The sequence below is a fragment of the Kitasatospora sp. NBC_01560 genome (genome assembly GCF_045208415.1).
GTDB lineage: Bacteria > Actinomycetota > Actinomycetes > Streptomycetales > Streptomycetaceae > Kitasatospora.
Window position 1 is genome coordinate 3,755,607 of the sequence record NZ_CP109364.1, and the last position, 16,682, is coordinate 3,772,288.

13 protein-coding genes are annotated in these 16,682 nt (G+C 74.8%); 7 read left to right on the forward strand and 6 right to left on the reverse strand.

Annotated features, from left to right (window positions below; translation table 11 throughout):
* Positions 1 to 6: 6 nt before the first annotated feature.
* Both OH807_RS16100 and OH807_RS16105 read right to left on the reverse strand, forming a co-directional pair.
* Positions 7 to 3,906 carry a glycosyltransferase gene (locus OH807_RS16100; RefSeq protein WP_406199085.1) on the reverse strand — a complete coding sequence of 1,300 codons (3,900 nt, stop codon included), beginning with the start codon at positions 3,904 to 3,906 and terminating at the stop codon, positions 7 to 9.
* 238 nt (positions 3,907 to 4,144) lie between these two features.
* Positions 4,145 to 4,417: a WhiB family transcriptional regulator gene (locus OH807_RS16105; protein WP_148644569.1), complete on the reverse strand. Its 273-nt coding sequence runs from the start codon at positions 4,415 to 4,417 to the stop codon at positions 4,145 to 4,147.
* A gap of 611 nt (positions 4,418 to 5,028) precedes the next feature.
* Here OH807_RS16105 and OH807_RS16110 point away from each other — a divergent pair.
* From OH807_RS16110 to OH807_RS16120, 3 genes are all read left to right on the forward strand, one after another.
* Positions 5,029 to 5,664: a cysteine dioxygenase gene (locus tag OH807_RS16110; protein ID WP_406199088.1), complete on the forward strand. Its 636-nt coding sequence runs from the start codon at positions 5,029 to 5,031 to the stop codon at positions 5,662 to 5,664.
* A gap of 69 nt (positions 5,665 to 5,733) precedes the next feature.
* The gene (gene cofD, locus OH807_RS16115) at positions 5,734 to 6,744 is read left to right on the forward strand and encodes a 2-phospho-L-lactate transferase (RefSeq protein WP_406199090.1); all 1,011 of its coding nucleotides are present in this window, start codon (positions 5,734 to 5,736) and stop codon (positions 6,742 to 6,744) included.
* The gene (locus tag OH807_RS16120) at positions 6,741 to 8,042 is read left to right on the forward strand and encodes a coenzyme F420-0:L-glutamate ligase (protein WP_406199092.1); all 1,302 of its coding nucleotides are present in this window, start codon (positions 6,741 to 6,743) and stop codon (positions 8,040 to 8,042) included. The genes cofD and OH807_RS16120 overlap by 4 nt, the downstream gene beginning before the upstream one ends.
* A 22-nt stretch (positions 8,043 to 8,064) precedes the next feature.
* Here the strand turns inward: OH807_RS16120 and OH807_RS16125 are convergent, their stop codons facing one another.
* Positions 8,065 to 9,048: a DNA-3-methyladenine glycosylase family protein gene (locus tag OH807_RS16125; RefSeq protein WP_406199095.1), complete on the reverse strand. Its 984-nt coding sequence runs from the start codon at positions 9,046 to 9,048 to the stop codon at positions 8,065 to 8,067.
* A gap of 6 nt (positions 9,049 to 9,054) precedes the next feature.
* Here OH807_RS16125 and OH807_RS16130 point away from each other — a divergent pair, with 6 nt between their 5' ends.
* On the forward strand, positions 9,055 to 9,546 hold the full coding sequence (locus OH807_RS16130; protein WP_406199097.1) for an SgcJ/EcaC family oxidoreductase: 492 nt from the start codon (positions 9,055 to 9,057) through the stop codon (positions 9,544 to 9,546).
* A 36-nt stretch (positions 9,547 to 9,582) separates the two neighbouring features.
* On the opposite strand, the gene OH807_RS16135 is transcribed toward OH807_RS16130, so the two are convergent.
* Positions 9,583 to 10,728, reverse strand: a complete 1,146-nt coding sequence (locus OH807_RS16135) for a peptidoglycan recognition protein (RefSeq protein WP_406199100.1) — start codon at positions 10,726 to 10,728, stop codon at positions 9,583 to 9,585.
* 103 nt (positions 10,729 to 10,831) lie between these two features.
* Here OH807_RS16135 and OH807_RS16140 point away from each other — a divergent pair, with 103 nt between their 5' ends.
* The 3 genes from OH807_RS16140 to OH807_RS16150 all read left to right on the forward strand — a co-directional run bounded on the left by OH807_RS16140 (position 10,832) and on the right by OH807_RS16150 (position 14,869).
* Positions 10,832 to 11,623 (forward strand): TIGR03089 family protein, encoded by a 792-nt coding sequence (locus OH807_RS16140; RefSeq protein WP_406199103.1) that lies wholly within the window; start codon positions 10,832 to 10,834, stop codon positions 11,621 to 11,623.
* Between the two features lie 36 nt (positions 11,624 to 11,659).
* Positions 11,660 to 13,000 (forward strand): LCP family protein, encoded by a 1,341-nt coding sequence (locus tag OH807_RS16145; RefSeq protein WP_406199106.1) that lies wholly within the window; start codon positions 11,660 to 11,662, stop codon positions 12,998 to 13,000.
* A 213-nt stretch (positions 13,001 to 13,213) separates the two neighbouring features.
* Positions 13,214 to 14,869 (forward strand): LCP family protein, encoded by a 1,656-nt coding sequence (locus tag OH807_RS16150; protein WP_406199109.1) that lies wholly within the window; start codon positions 13,214 to 13,216, stop codon positions 14,867 to 14,869.
* A 47-nt stretch (positions 14,870 to 14,916) separates the two neighbouring features.
* On the opposite strand, the gene OH807_RS16155 is transcribed toward OH807_RS16150, so the two are convergent.
* On the reverse strand, positions 14,917 to 15,534 hold the full coding sequence (locus OH807_RS16155) for an acyltransferase (protein WP_406199112.1): 618 nt from the start codon (positions 15,532 to 15,534) through the stop codon (positions 14,917 to 14,919).
* A gap of 97 nt (positions 15,535 to 15,631) precedes the next feature.
* Positions 15,632 to 16,672 carry a glycosyltransferase family 2 protein gene (locus OH807_RS16160; protein WP_406199115.1) on the reverse strand — a complete coding sequence of 347 codons (1,041 nt, stop codon included), beginning with the start codon at positions 16,670 to 16,672 and terminating at the stop codon, positions 15,632 to 15,634.
* Positions 16,673 to 16,682 lie beyond the last annotated feature (10 nt).

Below are 16,682 nucleotides of genomic sequence, written 5' to 3' on the forward strand. Positions count from 1 at the left end.
CGCGGGTCAGCTCCCCGATCCGTGGTGGTGCGGGTACCGACCCGGCCCATGGGGGTTGTTGGGGTCGTTCGGGTCGTTCGGGTCGTAGTAGCCCTCGCCCTGCGGCGGGCTGGCCTCCCACGGCTGCTGCCCGTCCTGCTGGTACGGGTCGTAGCCGTACTGCTGGTCCTGCGGGTACTGCTCGTAGCCCTGGCCGCCGCCCTGTTGCGGGTAACCCTGCTGCGGGTAGCCGTCCGGGCCGTAGCCCTGGCCGCCGCCGTACGGCGCGGCCGCCGGCTGCTGCGCGGGCTGGGCGTACCCCCGGCCGAAGGCCGGGGAAGGGTCGTAGCTGTACGGGTCGGCCTGCTGGTAGCCCTGGTACGGGTCGGCGTACGGCTCGGCGTCCTGGACGGCGGCGGCCGCGCGGACCGCCTCGGCCTGCGGTTCGCCGGCGGGCTGGGCCGGGATCGCGCCCGGCCGGCCGTCGTACACCCCGCTCTCGCCGTCGCCGTCCGCGGCCTCGCCGCCCTCGCGTTCGGCCATCCGGCGGGCCCGGCGGCTGCCGGGGGCGGGCGCCTGCGCCTGGGCGGCGGCGGCCAGCGCGGCGGCGGCGACCACCTCCTCGGGCAGGTCGTCGTCCTTGTGGCTGCGGCGGCCGGGCAGGGCCAGCACCAGGATGGTCAGGCCGAGCAGGAACTGCGCCCAGATCCAGCCGGTGTGCAGCAGGCTGCCGTCCCGGGTGACGACGAGCTTGCCGCCGCCGGCCGGGAGCTTGAAGCCCTGCGCCCAGCCGTCGACGGTGGTGGACGGCAGCGCGGTGCCGTCCAGGGTCGCCTTCCACTCGGCGGCGGCGGGCTCGGCGAGGCGGAGCACCCGGCCGTCGGGGCCGGCCGGGACGGTGGTGGCGAGGTCGCGCTCGCCGGACGGGACCACCACCGGGGCGGCGCCCGGGGCGGTGATCAGCGCACGGGTCGCCGGGGCGCCGGTGACCTGCCAGAGCGCGGCCCCGCCGTCCTGGTTGGCCTTGACCAGGCCGGGGGTGGTGTCCAGGACGTCCTTGAAGGCGGCGATCGCCGCCTTGTCGACCAGCACGTAGGCGATGCCGTAGCCGGACAGTGCACCGGCCTGGTCGGCTCCGGAGCCGGCGAGCAGACTGCCGACGACCTTGTTCAGGCCCTCGGTGGTGCCGGTCGCCGGGTCGACGGTGGACTCGGCCTGGCCGAGCGTCAGGCCGGCGCCGCGCACCAGGGTGTACTGGACCGAGCCGCCCTTCGGGTCCCCGGTGACGACCAGGGTGCGGGACCGGTCACTGGTACCGGCCTGCTCGGCGATGAACGCGGGCACCTGGGCGGCGCTGCCGCGGTGCAGCGGACCGTCGGCGCCGGTGACGGCCCACCAGACACCGGTACCCAGCGGGGCCAGCACCGCGGCCGCCACCACCAGGGCGGCGACCGGCTGGCGCCAGCCGAAGGCGATGCCGGCGACGCGGGCGTTGGCGCCGTCGGCGCCGATCGCGGCGGCGGCCAGCAGGGCGATGCCCGCCAGCAGCGAGGCCGGGCCGGCCCAGGCGGGCACGGCCGGGCCGCCGGAGGCGGGGGTCACCGTGGTGCCGGCCACCGCGACCGCGAAGACCATGCCGGCGCCGGCGGCGCCCCAGGCGGCGAGCACCGCGCGGCGGCGGTCGGCGCGCAGCAGTGCGGCCAGCGCGGCGAGCACCACGCCCGCCGAGAGCCAGACCGGCGGCACCCCGGCACCACCGGGGTTGACCAGCAGCAGCCCGAACGCGCTCGCCCCGCCGCCGTGCAGACCGGGCAGGCCGGCCTCCAGCAGCAGCCGCTGCGGGTGCGTGAGCACCTGCAGCGACCAGGGCGCGAGCACCAGCACCGGCACCGCGAGGATCACCAGGACGCGCAGGCCGAGCAGGCGCAGCGCCGCCCCGCCGGAGCCGAACGCCCCGCCCCGCACCACGGCGGCGGCCAGCATGGCCAGGCAGAGCGGCAGCGCCAGCGCCCAGGCGAGCGGGACGAAGGCGGTGGCCAGGGTGAGCAGCAGGACGGTCATCCAGACCGGGCGCCAGCCGGGCCGGGCGCCCTTGGCGGCGCTCTCGGCGCGGATGCCGAGGCCGGCGCTGATCGCGGCCGCGCGGGCCAGCGGCGGCAGCAGCACGGCCAGGACGGCGGTGCCGATCCGGCCCTGGGCGAGCGCGCCGGTGGCGGCGGGCAGCAGCGCGTAGGTGGCGCTGGCCCAGGCGCGGACCAGCTTGGAGTCGATCAGCGGCCGGGAGACCAGGTAGGCGCTGACGGCGGCGAGCGGCACCGCGAGGACGACCAGCAGGGTGACCGCGAGGTCGGCGTGGTCGAACAGCATCCAGGAGAGCACCGACAGCACGCCGAGGTACGGCGGTGCGGCGGAGGCGGAGCCGGTGCCGACGGGGTGCCAGGCGTCCGCGTACATGGCCCAGAGGCCGCCGGCGCCGCCGGTGGCGGGCAGCAGGGCGCCGCCGAAGAGGTCGCCGCTGCCGAACAGGCCGCGGCAGGCGGCCAGGGCGAAGACCAGCAGCGCGGCGAAGAGCACCGGCGCGGGGCGCCGGGCCAGCTTCTTGAGCAGGGTGAACTGCTCGACGACGAGGTCCTCGGAGTCCTCGTCCCCCGGGCCGGCCTCGACCGAGCCGTGCCGGCCGGCCCCGGCGTCGTCGGCGCCCCCTATGCCGAGGGAGCCGATGACGCCCTCGGCGGCGAGCCGGGCCGTGGCGCCGGGCGCGGGGAAGAGCGTGCGGTCGTCCAGCGCGTCGGCGGCCCTGGTCCGGGCCCGGCGTTTGCGGGCGGCCAGCAGCCTGGGTAGCCGGACCAGTTCGTGCCCCAGGCCGGCGAGTTCGTCGAAGGCCTGTTTCGGGTCCTTGCCGAGCAGGTTGGTGACGACCCGCAGCAGGGTGCCGAGCACCAGCCGGAGCAGGACGTAGGGGAAGAGCGCGCCCTTGGAGTTGGCGAGCAGCGTGTAGACGGCGCCGGCCTTGTCGAGCCGGTGCGGGTGGGAGGGGCCGCAGTCGATGGCGCGGCGCTCACGGCTGGCCGCCTCGGCGTGCCGCAGCACGGCGTCGGGGGCGACCACGACGCGGTGGCCGGCGGCGTTGACCCGCCAGCAGAAGTCGGTGTCGTCGCGCATCAGCGGCAGCGCCCGGTCGAAGCCGCCGAGCTCCTCGAAGACGTCGCGGCGCACCAGCATGCCGGCGGTGGAGACGGCGAGCACCGGGCGGACCTGGTCGTGCTGGCCCTGGTCCTGCTCGCGGCGGTCGAGGCCCGTCCAGCGGCGGCCGGAGCGCGCGATGGTGACGCCGACCTCCAGCAGCTGGCGGCGGTCGTACCAGCTGCGCAGCTTGGGGCCGACGACGGCGGCGCTGGGGGTGGAGTCGGCGACCTGGAGGAGCCGGCGCAGCGCGTCGCTCTGCGGTTCGCAGTCGTCGTGCAGCAGCCAGAGCCACTCGACCGGCCGGGTCTCGCGCGGGCCGCCGCGGCCGAGGTCGTCCTCGTGGCCGAGCGGGTCGCCGAAGTCGTCCCAGCCGCCGGTGACCGGGTCGTACCCGGAGGGGTCGAGCCGGTAGGGGAGGTCCTCCGGGCGCAGCGGCGGGCTGTTGAAGACCGCCTCGCCGACCGCGGTGCCGAAGCCGGCCCGGCGGCCGAGCACGATCGGGCCGCTCTCGGGCAGCCAGTCGGCGAGGGTGTCGGCGAGCAACTGCGGGGAGTTGTCGGTGGAGCCGGTGTCGACGGCGAGCACCCGCTGGACCTGGCGGTCCTGGCCCAGCAGGCCGGCCAGGGCCTGCGGCAGCCAGCGGGCACCGTCGTGCGAGACGATCACCGCGGTGACCAGGTGGCGCGGATAGGCGGGCGGCCTGGCAGCGGTGAAGCCGCTCTGGTGGCTGTAGACGGTCATCGAGTGCGCGGGCCCCAGTTCTCGGTGGACACAGCCGGTGAACGGCAACCGGATGGCGCACCACACTAACGGCTCCGGATGGCGGCTTTGTCCGCGGTGTCCGTGGAGAGGCTGTGGACGAGCGGCCCGGGAACGGCACGCCGGGGCCCGGGAACACGAAAGCGCCCCACCGCGGCGGTGAGGCGCCCGTACTGCTGTGTGGTTGTCGGAGGGTCGGCGGGGCCAGGGGCCGACCGGCTCAGACCGCGCTCTTCTTGAGGCGCCGGCGCTCGCGCTCGGAGAGACCGCCCCAGATGCCGAACCGCTCGTCGTTGGCGAGGGCGTACTCCAGGCACTCGGAGCGGACCTCGCAGGCGAGGCAGACCTTCTTGGCCTCGCGGGTGGAGCCGCCCTTCTCCGGGAAGAAGGACTCGGGGTCGGTCTGGGCGCACAGTGCGCGCTCCTGCCAACCGAGTTCCTCTTCCTCCTCCTCGATGCCGTCACCGATCAACAGCTCAAAGAGCTCGCTCATGTGGCGCGCCTCCTCTGCCCCTATTTGGCGTCCCCGTGGTTGCCGTTGCCTCGTGCGGCTGACGACACGAGTGAAATTACAGTTGCGTCACTCTGGCCCAGTCAAGCCGAGCTCTGGTATTGGGGCCGGGATTCACTCCTCGGCACCAAGCCGTTACGAATAGTGTACATAACCGGACACATCGGACTTACCGACCGGAAACCGTCGAACCGTCCGCAACCATCGGCCGCGTGACATGCAGTCACCGTCACAGGCCGGTCATCGGGCTGCCTTCCCGGCGATCTTCCCATCGAAACATAGAGGGTGATTTATCACTCCATCGGGTAGTTCATGACCTATCCCGCCCGATTGCCCCGACTCCTGGGTTGACACCGGCCCCACGGATGCGGTCTCCTTTCCCTCATGTCAGAGTTCGCCAGCCCCCGGAGCGGTTCCACGCTCCGCCGTGCCGTGAACTCTTGTTGTCGCCTCTGTTCCTGCTGTATCTAGGCGCACGCGTCCCACCGCGCGCCGCCCAGGAAGCACAGAGGCCGCCCGCGGACTTCCCGCCCCAGGACATCCCCGGATCCGGCTGATCCCTGACGAACCAGCCGTACACCGAGGACGACCCCGTGCGAATGACCCGCCTCCGCAAGCGGAACCGCGACCGCAGCAAGCTCGCCCGCCGCGACCTCGCGCCGACCACCACTCCCCCCGTCACCACCGGCCCCGGGCACCCCTGGGCCGACGGCCTCAGCGATGTCTCCATCGCCGGCGACCCGCTCGCCTTCCCGCACCTGGCCCGCACCGACCTGCCCAGCCACCCCACCACCGTGGCCGGCTACGCCCAGCTGGTCCGCGAGATCGCCGCCGACCGGGCCCGCTGGGAGCCGCTGGTCCGCTACGACGCACTCACCCGCTGGTACGCGCGGCTGGAGACCGGCCCCGGCTACGAGGTCTGGCTGCTCAGCTGGCTGCCCGGGCAGAGCAGCGGCTTCCACGACCACGGCGTCTCCTCCGGCGTCATGACCGTCGTCGAGGGCGAGCTCGTCGAGCGCTCCCTCACGCACGCCGGTGAAGGAGCGCGCACCCTGCGCCCCGGCGGGCAGCGGGTGTTCTCCTCCGGCTACCTCCACGAGGTGGTCAACGCCACCCTGGGGCCCGCCGTCTCCATCCACCTCTACACGCCGGGCCTGACCGAGATGAACCAGTACGGCGGCACCGTCGTCCCCGAGCAGCACCCGCAGGAGCAGGCCGAGGCCCACTGACCACGGGCAGCGGCGACGGTCGGTCGACGGTCGGGCTGACGACCTGTCGGGCCGTGGCAGGATGGGCGCATGCGCATCGTGGCACTGGCAGGCGGGATCGGCGGAGCGCGTTTCCTGCGCGGACTCCGGGAGGCCATCGGTCCGGAGGACGAGATCACCGTCATCGGCAACACCGGTGACGACATCCACCTCTTCGGGCTGAAGGTCTGCCCCGACCTCGACACCGTCATGTACACCCTCGGCGGGGGCATCCACGAGGAACAGGGCTGGGGCCGGACCGACGAGACCTGGTCGATCAAGGCCGAGATGAAGGAGTACGGTGTCGGGCCCGAGTGGTTCGGCCTCGGCGACCGCGACTTCGCCACCCACCTCGTCCGCAGCCAGATGCTCACCGCCGGCTACACCCTCAGCCAGGTCACCGAGGCGCTCTGCGTGCGCTGGCAGCCGGGCGTCCGGCTGCTGCCGATGAGCGACGACCGGGTCGAGACGCACGTGCGGATCACCGACGAGGCCGGCACCCGGGCGATCCACTTCCAGGAGTACTGGGTCAAGCTGCACGCCGCCGTCGACGCCGAGGCGATCGTCCCGGTCGGCGCGGAGACCGCCGAGCCCGCACCCGGGGTGCTGGAGGCCATCGCCGCCGCCGACGTGATCCTCTTCCCGCCGTCCAACCCGGTCGTCTCGATCGGCACCATCCTCGCCGTCCCCGGCATCCGGGCCGCGGTCGCCGCGGCCCCCGCACCGGTGGTCGGGCTCTCCCCGATCATCGGCGGGGCGCCGGTGCGCGGCATGGCCGACAAGGTGCTCGCCGCCGTCGGCGTCGAGGCGACCGCGGAGGCCGTCGCGCTGGACTACGGGAGCCGGGCCGCGCGGCGCGGCGGCGCGGGCGGGGGCGGCGGTGAGCACCGCGCGGGCCTGCTGGACGGCTGGCTGGTGGACACCGCCGACGAGGCCGCCGTCGCCGTCGTCGAGGCCGGCGGGATCGCCTGCCGGGCCGTCCCGCTGCTGATGACCGACGTCGCCGCCACCGCCGAGATGGCCCGGGCCGCCCTGGCGCTCGCCGAGCAGGTCCGGGCGTGAACCCGGCCGCTCTGCACGTCCTGCCGGTCGGCGGGCTGCCGGAGATCGACGCCGGGGCCGACCTCGCCGGGCTGATCGCCAAGGCCGGCGGCTACGAGGACGGCGACATCCTGCTCGTCACCTCGAAGATCGTCAGCAAGGCCGAGGGCCGGCTGCTGCACGCCGCCGACCGCGAGGCCGCGATCGACGCCGAGACCGTCCGCGTGGTCGCCCGGCGCGGCCCCGCCCGGATCGTCGAGAACCGCAACGGCCTGGTGATGGCCGCCGCCGGCGTCGACGCCTCCAACACCGCCCCCGGCACCGTGCTGCTGCTGCCCGAGGACCCGGACGCCTCGGCGCGCGCCCTGCGCGCCCGCCTCCAGCAGCTCACCGGGCGCCGGCTCGCCGTCGTCGTCACCGACACCTTCGGCCGGCCCTGGCGCAACGGGCTCACCGACGTCGCCATCGGCGCCGCCGGGCTGCCCGTCCTGGAGGACCACCGGGGCCGCACCGACTCGCACGGCAACGAACTGGCGCTCACCGTCACCGCCACCGCCGACGAACTCGCGGCCGCCGCCGACCTGGTCAAGGGCAAGGCCACCGGCACCCCGGTCGCCGTGGTCCGCGGCCTCGGCCACCTCGTCACCGCCGAGGACGGCGACGGCACCCGGCCGCTGATCCGCGCCGCCGCCGACGACATGTTCCGGCTCGGCACCTCCGAGGCCCTGCGGCAGGCCGTCACCCTGCGGCGCACCGTCCGCGCCTTCGGCCCCGACCCCGTCGACCCCGGCGCCGTCCGCCGCGCCGTCGCCGCCGCGGTCACCGCGCCCGCCCCGCACCACACCACGCCGTGGCGCTTCGTACTGCTGGAGTCGCCCGGGGCGAGGACGAAGCTGCTGGACGCGATGCTCGCCGCCTGGCAGCGCGACCTGCGCGAGCTCGACGGCTGGGACGACGCGAAGATCGCCCGCCGGACGGCGCGCGGCGACGTCCTGCGCGCCGCGCCCTACCTGGTCGTCCCCTGCCTGGTGATGGACGGCTCGCACGACTACCCCGACGAGCGCCGCGCCACCGCCGAACGCGAGATGTTCACCGTCGCCGTCGGCGCCGCCGTGCAGAACCTGCTGGTCGCCCTCACCGGCGAGGGCTACGGCTCCGCGTGGGTCTCCTCCACCATGTTCTGCCGCGACACCGTCCGCGCCGCCCTCGACCTGCCCGCCCACTGGGACCCGATGGGCGCCGTCGCCGTCGGCCGCCCCGCCGAACCCCCGCGCGAACGGCCCGAGCGCAGCGCCGACGCCTTCGTCGAGGTCCGCTAGGCATCACTTCAACCGGCTCGCGTCACCGGTGCCGGTGGTCGTTGGGGGTGAGGCGGGGACCGTAGCGGGGGGCGTGGGTGCCGGTGGACATCAGCAGGCGGCAGAGCCGGTGGCGGTGCGGGCGGAAGGGCTCCAGGAGGGCCAGCATCTGCGCGTCGTCGCTGCGCGGTCGGCCGGCCAGCGCCCAGCCGACCAGGTTGGGCAGGTGGTAGTCGCCGACCGAGACGGCGTCCGGGTCTCCGTTGCTGCGCTGGAGGGTCTCGGCGGCCGTCCAGACGCCGACACCCGGCACGGCGGTCAGCCGGGCGAAGGCCTCGGTGTGCTCCATCGCGGAGGCCTCCTCCAGCCGGGGAGCCAGCCGGACGACGCGCTGGACGGTCGCGGCGCGCTTCGGATCCACCCCCGCGCGGTGCCACTCCCAGCTCGGCACGAGCGACCACTCCCGGGCCGACGGCGCCACCCGCATGCCCTCGGCCGGGCCGGGGGCCGGGGTGCCGAAGTCGCGCAGCAGGGTCCGCCAGGCGCGGTACGCCTCGTCGGTGGTGACCTTCTGCTCCAGGATCGCCGGCACCAGTGACTCCAGGACCAGCCCGGTCCGGGTGAGCCGCACCCCGGCCGCCCGCCGCTGCGCCTCCCGCAGCGGGCCCGGTGGCAGGACCAGGCCGGCCGGGTCGTCCTGCGCGCCGAGCAGGGCCGGCAGCCGGTCCAGCAGCCAGGCGGCGCCCGGGCCCCAGGCGTCCGCCTCGACGGTGCCCTCGGCCGGGCGGGCGAGCACCCGCAGGGTGCCGATGCCGGCCGGCGTCCGGGAGGCCCGCCAGACCGCGCCGTCCCCGGTCGTCCGGTAGGCCGGATCGGCCGGGCCCCGGCGCAGCGGCAACAGCGTCCGGGCCACGTCCAACGGGAAGCCCGGCTGCCAGCGGCGCACCGCCGCCGGCCCGGTCGCAGCCTCGCCCGTCGCCACCGTGCCGCTCCTCCGCTGTCCGGCTCCACCGCCTTCGTCGACCATGGGGGTATGAACGATACGCGGCTGCCGCAGCTGTCCCCCGAGGACGAGCACGCCGTCCGCGCGCTCTACCACCGGGCGCTGGACGGCTGGAACCTGCAGGACGGATCGGCCTACGCCGGACCGTTCGCCGAGGACGGGGAGGTGATCGGCCTCGACGGCACCCGGTACAGCGGGCGGTCGGTGATCGCGGCCGAACTGGGGCGGATCTTCACGGACCACGCCACGCCCGAGTACGTCGCCAAGGTGCGCCGGGTGCGGGCGCTCGGGCCGGGGGTGGCGCAGCTGGACGCGATCGCCGGGCTGGTGCCCGACGACGCGGAGACCCCCGACCCGGCGCTCGACGCACTGCAGACGGTGATCGCCGTCAACGCGGGCGCCGGGTGGCGGATCGCGCTGCTGCAGAACACCCCGGCCCGCTACGACCGGCGGCCGGACCTCGCGCGGGCGCTCGCCGCGGAGCTCCGGGCGCTGGTCGGGCGCGGGCCGGGGCCTGTGTAGTGCCAGGGCCTGTGCAGTGGGGACACGAGGGCGCGGTCAGCGCCCCTGGAGGTGGGCCGCCCAGGAGCGGATGTCGCCGAGGCGGCCGTAGAGGGCGCCTCCGGGGCAGTCCGTGTTGAAGGCGTCCCGGTGGCCGGAGACGGTGTCGAACGAGACGACCGTCCCCTTCGGGTAGCGGCTCTGCGAGGAGCCGGACGTCAGGTCGGTGCTGCCACCGGCGTCCTGGCCGGTGAGGCCGAGCTTCCAGGCGGCGATCTTGCTCACGCCGTCGACCAGGGCCTGCTCCGGGCTGTCCGAGGTGAAGGTGCCGAGCGCGGCGACTCCCGCGCTGTCGGTGTTGAAGCCGAGGGTGTGCGCGCCGAACACCGGCTGGTCGACCCCGCCGGCCCGGCCCTCGTAGACGGTGCCGCAGCGGTCGACCAGGAAGTTGTAGCCGATGTCCCGCCAGCCGTTGCTCTGTACGTGGTACTGGTAGATCGCCCGGATCATCTGCGGCGCGTCGCTGCACGCGTAGTCGGTGGCGGTGGCGGTGTGGTGCACGAAGACCGCCCGGACCGGCCCGGTGTAGACGAAGCCCGGGTCGCGCAGCGACTCGTCGGCGCCCCAGCCCGCCCGGGTGACGATGCCCGGCCGAGGTGCCTCGTGGTCGGCCCGCCGGCCGGGTGACGCGTCGGCCGGAAGGGTGCGCGGGACGGTGGGTGCGGCGGTGGCACCGTGACCGGGGTCGACCAGCTCGGCCCGCAGCCCGGCGGGCAGTCCGCGCGGACCGGGGGTGACCTCGATCGCCACACCGTCGCTGGGGCCGGTCCAGAGCGGCGCCGAGGCACCCCGTGCACCGTCCCGGCCGTCCCGCTCGTCGGGCGCGTCCTCGCCGTCGACGTCCAGGTGGCGCCACTCGCCCCACGTACCGGTGGCGATGCTGCGGGTCCGGACCCGGACCGAGCCGCCGTCCAGCGAGCCCCGTGGATCGTCCCAGCTGACCCCGACGAGTGAGAAGGGCTTGGTGGCGCGCGGTGTGAAGCCGTGCTCGGTGTGGCCCAGTGGCAGGGCCGTCACCGAGCCGTCACCGGCCGAGGTGCGCCGGGTCGGTGACGGATCGGCGACGGCACCGACGGCCAGTGGCTGGAGGAACAGGACGGCGGCGCAGCCCGCGGCGGCACCGGCAAGAAGTGAGATACGCATAAAAAGGATATTGGCGACAAACAGCTTCTGACGCCACGCCAGTTCACCCGCGTCCGGCACCCCTCCCGGTCGCCCGCCCGAAGGCCTTAGGCTGGGGCGCACCATGAATGCGCCTTTCGCTGCCGATGCCCACACCCCCGTCGAGCTGCTGCACGCATACCTGCGAGGTGGCACCCCTTCGGTCGACCCCGCGGCTCCACTGGTCACCTTCTACGACGACGCCACCGGCGAACGGGTGGAGCTCTCGGCCCGGACGTTCGACAACTGGGTGGCCAAGACCGCCAACCTCCTCCAGGACGAGCTGAACGCCGGGCCGGGCGACCGGGCCGCGCTGCTGCTGCCCGCCCACTGGCAGAGCGCCGTCTGGCTGCTGGCCTGCTGGTCGGTCGGGGTGGCGGCGGTGCCCGGCGGCGAGCCCGCCGACGCCGACCTGGTCGTCAGCGGCCCTGACGGCCTGGCGGCCGCCCAGGCGTGCGAGGGCGAGCGAGTGGCCCTCGCGCTGCGCCCGCTGGGCGGGCGCTTCCCCCAGCGCCCGGACGGGTTCCTCGACTACGCCGCCGAGGTGCCCGGCCAGGGCGACCGGTTCGCGCCCTACTCCCCCGTCACCCCGGACGCGCCCGCGCTGGAGACCGTTGTGGACGGCCTGCCGCTGAAGCTGACCGGCGACCAGACCGTGCGACTGGCCCGGGAGGGCGCGGCCCGACTCGGCATCGAGCCGGGCGACCGGGTGCTCTCCACCCTGTCCTTCGACGACTGGACGGGCCTGGAGGCCGGTCTGCTGGCGCCGCTCGCGGCCGGCGCCTCGGTGGTGCTCTGCCGCAACTCGGACGGCCTGGGCGCCGAACAGTGGGAGAAGCGGACCGAATCCGAACGGGTGACACTGCGCCTCGGGTAACCCCCGGCTCCGGCCCGGCGGGTAGGTATCCCCGCCATGGCCGAGGACGACACCGAGCACCCCCCGACCGACAACCCCCCTCCCGGGGACGCCCCCGCGGACCCGGACTCCCCGCCCGCACCCCGGCGGCGGCGCCGGCGATGGCTGATGATCACCGCCGGCGCCCTCGCCTTCCTGCTGGTCGCCTGCGGCACGCTGCTCTGGATCGCCTACCGCAAGCTCGACGGCAACATCCAGACCGACTCCGCCACCGACCGGCTGCTGGCCCGACTGGAGGCCGAACGGCCCAGCCGCACCGCCGGGGCCAAGGGCGCCGAGAACATCCTGCTGATCGGCAGCGACGACCGGACCGGCGCCAACGCCTCGTACGGGGAGGTGGGCGGCCAGCGCTCGGACACCACGATCCTGCTGCACGTGTCCGCGGACCGCCGGCACGCGACGGCCGTCTCCATCCCCCGCGACGTCATGGTCACCGTCCCGGCCTGCGAGAAGCCCGACGGCACCCGGAGCCGGTCCGCGCTGCTGCAGTTCAACGCCGCGTTCGAGACCGGCGGCCCGGCCTGCTCGATCCGGACGGTCGAGCAGCTGAGCGGCATCCGGGTCGACCACTACGTGATCCTGGACTTCACCGGCTTCAAGGCCATGGTGGACGCCGTCGGCGGGGTCGAGGTCTGCGTCCCGCAGGCGATCCACGACAAGGACGCCAAACTGGACCTCCCGGCCGGCCGGCAGACCCTGCACGGCGAGCAGGCGCTCGGCTACGTGCGGGCCCGGGAGACCCTCGGCGACGGCAGCGACACCCAGCGGATGGGGCGCCAGCAGCAGTTCCTGGCCGCGCTGATCCGCAAGGTGCAGTCGCAGGGCGTGCTGCTGAACCCGACCCGGCTCTGGCCACTGCTGGACGCGGCCACCTCCTCGGTGAAGGCCGACGGCGGGCTCTCCTCGCTGGGCGCGCTCTACGACCTGACGCAGGACCTGCGCGGCATCCCGTCCGCGAACGTGGTCTTCCTGACCGCGCCGCGGCGCCCGTACCGGTTCGACTCGGACCGGGACGAGTTCGTGCAGCCCCAGACCACGCAGCTGTTCACGGCGCTCCGCGACGACCGGCCGGTGGCCGTCCGTCCACCGGGGCCGGGCGGGCCGGGCTCGGGGACGAGCACCGGAGCGGGCACCGGGCCCCGGCCGACCGCGACGGCGGCCGCGAAACCGGGTCCGGGGGTGTCCCCGGCCCCCACCGCGGCCCCCACCGCGGGGCCCACCGCGGGCCCGTCCACGGGCGCCGGAGCGGACCGGGCCGCCGGAGCGTCACCCTCCTCGACCGAACCGCCCTCCTTCGAGGGGCGCACCGCCGACGTCGATGCCTGCGCCATGCATTGACCGCAGGTCAGCGTCACTCTTTCGTGCAAGGATCATCATCCGCACAGGCTTTCCCGGGGAATTCCCAGGCCTTCGATTACCTGGGGAATTGCCGTTTCCGAACATGGCGGAGATCACATCAGGAACAATTCCCTCACCCGACTCGTCTAGTGTGTCCGGGTCGGTGCGCCGCATTCGCACCGGCCGATGGACCGGTCGGAGGGAGGGAACCCCGTGCAGCAGGACAGCCAGGAGGTCGACCCCGCCGACCAGTGGGTGCTCGACCCGGACACCGGGCAGTACCGGCTCGATCCGACGGCGGGCATCCCGGCGCAGCGCCGCCGGGATGCCGCACCGGCACCCGCACCCGCCGCCGCACCGGCCGCCGCCGGCGCCGGCCACGGCGGGGGCCGGGCCGGCCACCGGCGCCGGGGCGCGACCCGGCGGACCCGCCGGCGCCGGGCGCTGAAGTGGACGGCCGGGGTCGGCGCGCTGGTCCTGGTGGCCGGCTGCGGCGGCGCGTACTACGCCTACCAGCACTTCAACAGCAACATCACCGCCGTCAAGGTGCAGCTGGGCAGCGAGGCGGAGCGGCCGAAGGCGGCCGGGGACGCGCTGAACATCCTGGTCATCGGCACCGACAGCCGGGAGGGCCTGGGCCGCGAGTACGGCGACGAGGGCAGCACCGGGCACGCCGACACCACCCTGCTCTTCCACGTCGCCAAGGACCGCACCAATGCGACCGTGGTCAGCATCCCGCGCGACCTGATGGTGCCGATCCCGGACTGCGAGACGACCGCCGGAAAGAAGATCCCCGGTTCCGCGCGGGCGATGTTCAACGAAAGCCTCGGCCAGGAGGGCCGCGACCCGGGCTGCACCTGGAAGACCGTCGAGAAGATGACGGGCATCCGGGTCGACCATTTCGTGATGGTCAACTTCGACGCCGTGAAGACGCTCTCCACCGCCGTCGGCGGCGTCGAGGTGTGCGCGGCCAAGGACATCAACGACCCGGACTCGCACCTGAAGATGACCAAGGGCCGGCACGTCGTCCAGGGCGACGAGGCACTCGCCTTCGTCCGCACCCGGCACGCCGTCGGCCTGGGCGGGGACCTCACCCGGATCCCGCTGCAGCAGCAGTTCATCAGCTCGATGATCCGCTCGATCAAGAGCAGTGACACCCTGACCAGCCCGACCAAGCTGTGGAAGCTCGCCGACGCCGCCACCAAGGCGCTCACGGTGGACGACGGGATCGGCAGCGTCGACAAGCTGAAGGACCTCGCGCTGGACGTCAGCAAGGTCGACACCAAGAACATCACCTTCACCACCGCGCCGGTGCTGGACGACCCGAAGGACGAGAACCGGCTGGTGCTCAAGCAGCCGGACGCCGGGCAGGTGTTCTCGCTGGTCGCCGGCGACCGCTCGCTGACCGAGGCCCCGGCCGCCCCCGCGCCCGCCTCGCCCGGGACCAGTGACCCGGCGGCCGCCGCCCCCGCACCGACGGCCACCGCACCCGCCGTGGACACCAAGGACACCCGGGTGACGGTGCGCAACGGCAGCGGAACGCCCGGGCAGGCACAGCAGGCCGTCGACAAGCTCCGCGCGAAGGGCTTCGCCAAGGCCGCGACCGCCGCCAACGCGGCCGCCACGCCGACCACTTCGGTCAGCTACCCGGCCGGGAGCGCCGACGAGGCGGGCGCGCTGGCCACCGCCCTCGGCCTGCCGGCCGACGCCGTGCGGGAGGACCCGAAGGCGGGCGCCAAGGACGGGCTGGTCCTGGTGCTGGGCAAGGACGTCCTGGCCGCGCCGGCGGCCCCGGGCGCGGCGCCGACCGAGGCCCCCAAGGACCTCCAGCGCGTCCAGGCGGACGACACCGACGTCTGCGCGAAGTAGCCGGGCCGGAAAGGCCTGGGAAGGCCGGGCCGCCGGAGCCGGGCCCGTCAGAGCAGGGTCAGCGCGCCGTCGGCCTCGCGGTACCCCTCGCCGGTGCGCGGGCAGCGCCAATGGTCCGGGCCATCCGGCTCCAGCGGCTCGCCGGCCCGGCCGACCCACTTGATCCGGCGGGCCGGGACGCCGGCCACCAGCGCGAAGTCGGGGACGTCCCGGTGCACCACGGCGCCCGCCGCGACCAGGGCCCAGCGGCCCACCGTCACCCCGGCGACCAGGACGGCGCGGCCGCCGATGGAACAGCCCTCGCGGAGCGTCACTCCGCGGGCCTGCCAGTCCTCGCCGCGCTTGAGCCTGCCGTCGACGTCGACCGAGCGCGGGTAGAGGTCGTTGGTCAGCACGGCGGCCGGGCCGATGAACACCCCGTCCTCGACCACCGCGGGCTCGTACACCAGCGCGTGGTTCTGCAGCTTGACCCGGTCCCCGATCCGCACGCCCGGACCGACGTAGGCGCCGCGCCCGACGATGCAGTCCGCGCCGATGACGGCGTCCTCGCGCACCTGCGCGAGGTGCCAGACGGTGGTGCGGGCGCCGAGCACGGCCCGGTCGTCGACGTCCGCGCTCGGCTCGACCCGGGCACCGACGACGGACCCGCCCTCAACTGTCCCCATGGCGCCCGACGATAGTGCCGGGCAGCGGGGCGGAGGGCGGGTCCGGGAGGATTGGCCGGATCGGACCGGGCCGCGGGCCGGCGGGCGGCCGGGGCGGTCAGCGGGCCTCGGCCACCACGTCGGCCGGGGCGGCGGCGCGGCTGGCGATCACCCGGCGGGCCAGTGAGCGCGGCGAGGTGAGGAAGCCGAAGCCCCAGCTGAGGTGCATGGTCGCGAAGGCCACCGGCAGCAGCGCCTTCGCCCGGCCGGAGAGGCCGCGGCCCTCGACGACCGCGCCGCCGACGATGCCCAGCAGGTAGGCCCCGGGCGCGGCGAAGAAGACGGGGTGCACGGCCGCGCCGAGCACCAGCCCGAGCGTGACGCCCAGGAAGGCGGCCGGCGGGGCGAGGTAGCGGAGGTTGACCGAGCCCTTGTGGTACCGGGTGACCACCCGGCGCCAGCGGCCGTAGTCCTTGTACTGCTTGGCGAGCGCCCGCACGCTGGGCCGCGGCCGGTAGGTGACCCGCAGCTGCGGGGTGAACCAGACCAGCCCGCCGTCCTGGCGGATCCGGTAGTTGAGCTCCCAGTCCTGGGCGCGGACGAACTCCTCGTTGTAGCCGCCGAGCTTCTCCAGCACCTCGCGCCGGAACACCCCGAGGTAGACGGTGTCCGCCGGGCCGGCCAGGCCTCCGGTGTGGAAGGCCGCGTTGCCGACGCCGATCTTGGAGGTCATCGCGGCGGCGACCGCGTTCTCCCACTCGGTCTCGCCCTCGGCGTGCATGATGCCGCCGACGTTGGCGGCCTCCATCTCGCCGAGCAGCCGGACCGCCGTGGTGATGTAGCCGGGGGTCAGCAGGCCGTGACCGTCGACGCGGACCACTATCGGGTGGCTGGAGCCGCGGATGGCGGCGTTCAGCCCCGCGGGGGTGCGACCGGTGGGATTCTCCACCGTCCGGACCCGCGCGTCCTCCGCGGTCAGTTCGGCGGCGATCTGCGCGGTGCGGTCGGAGGACGGACCGAGGGCGATCACCACCTCCATCGGCCCGGCGTAGTCCTGTTCCAGGATGTGCCGGACGGCCGTGCGCAGGTGTCGTTCCTCGTTGAGCACCGGCATGATCACGGAGACCGCCGGCAGCTCCTCAGCAGCCTTGGTGTTCATCGGGGCCAAC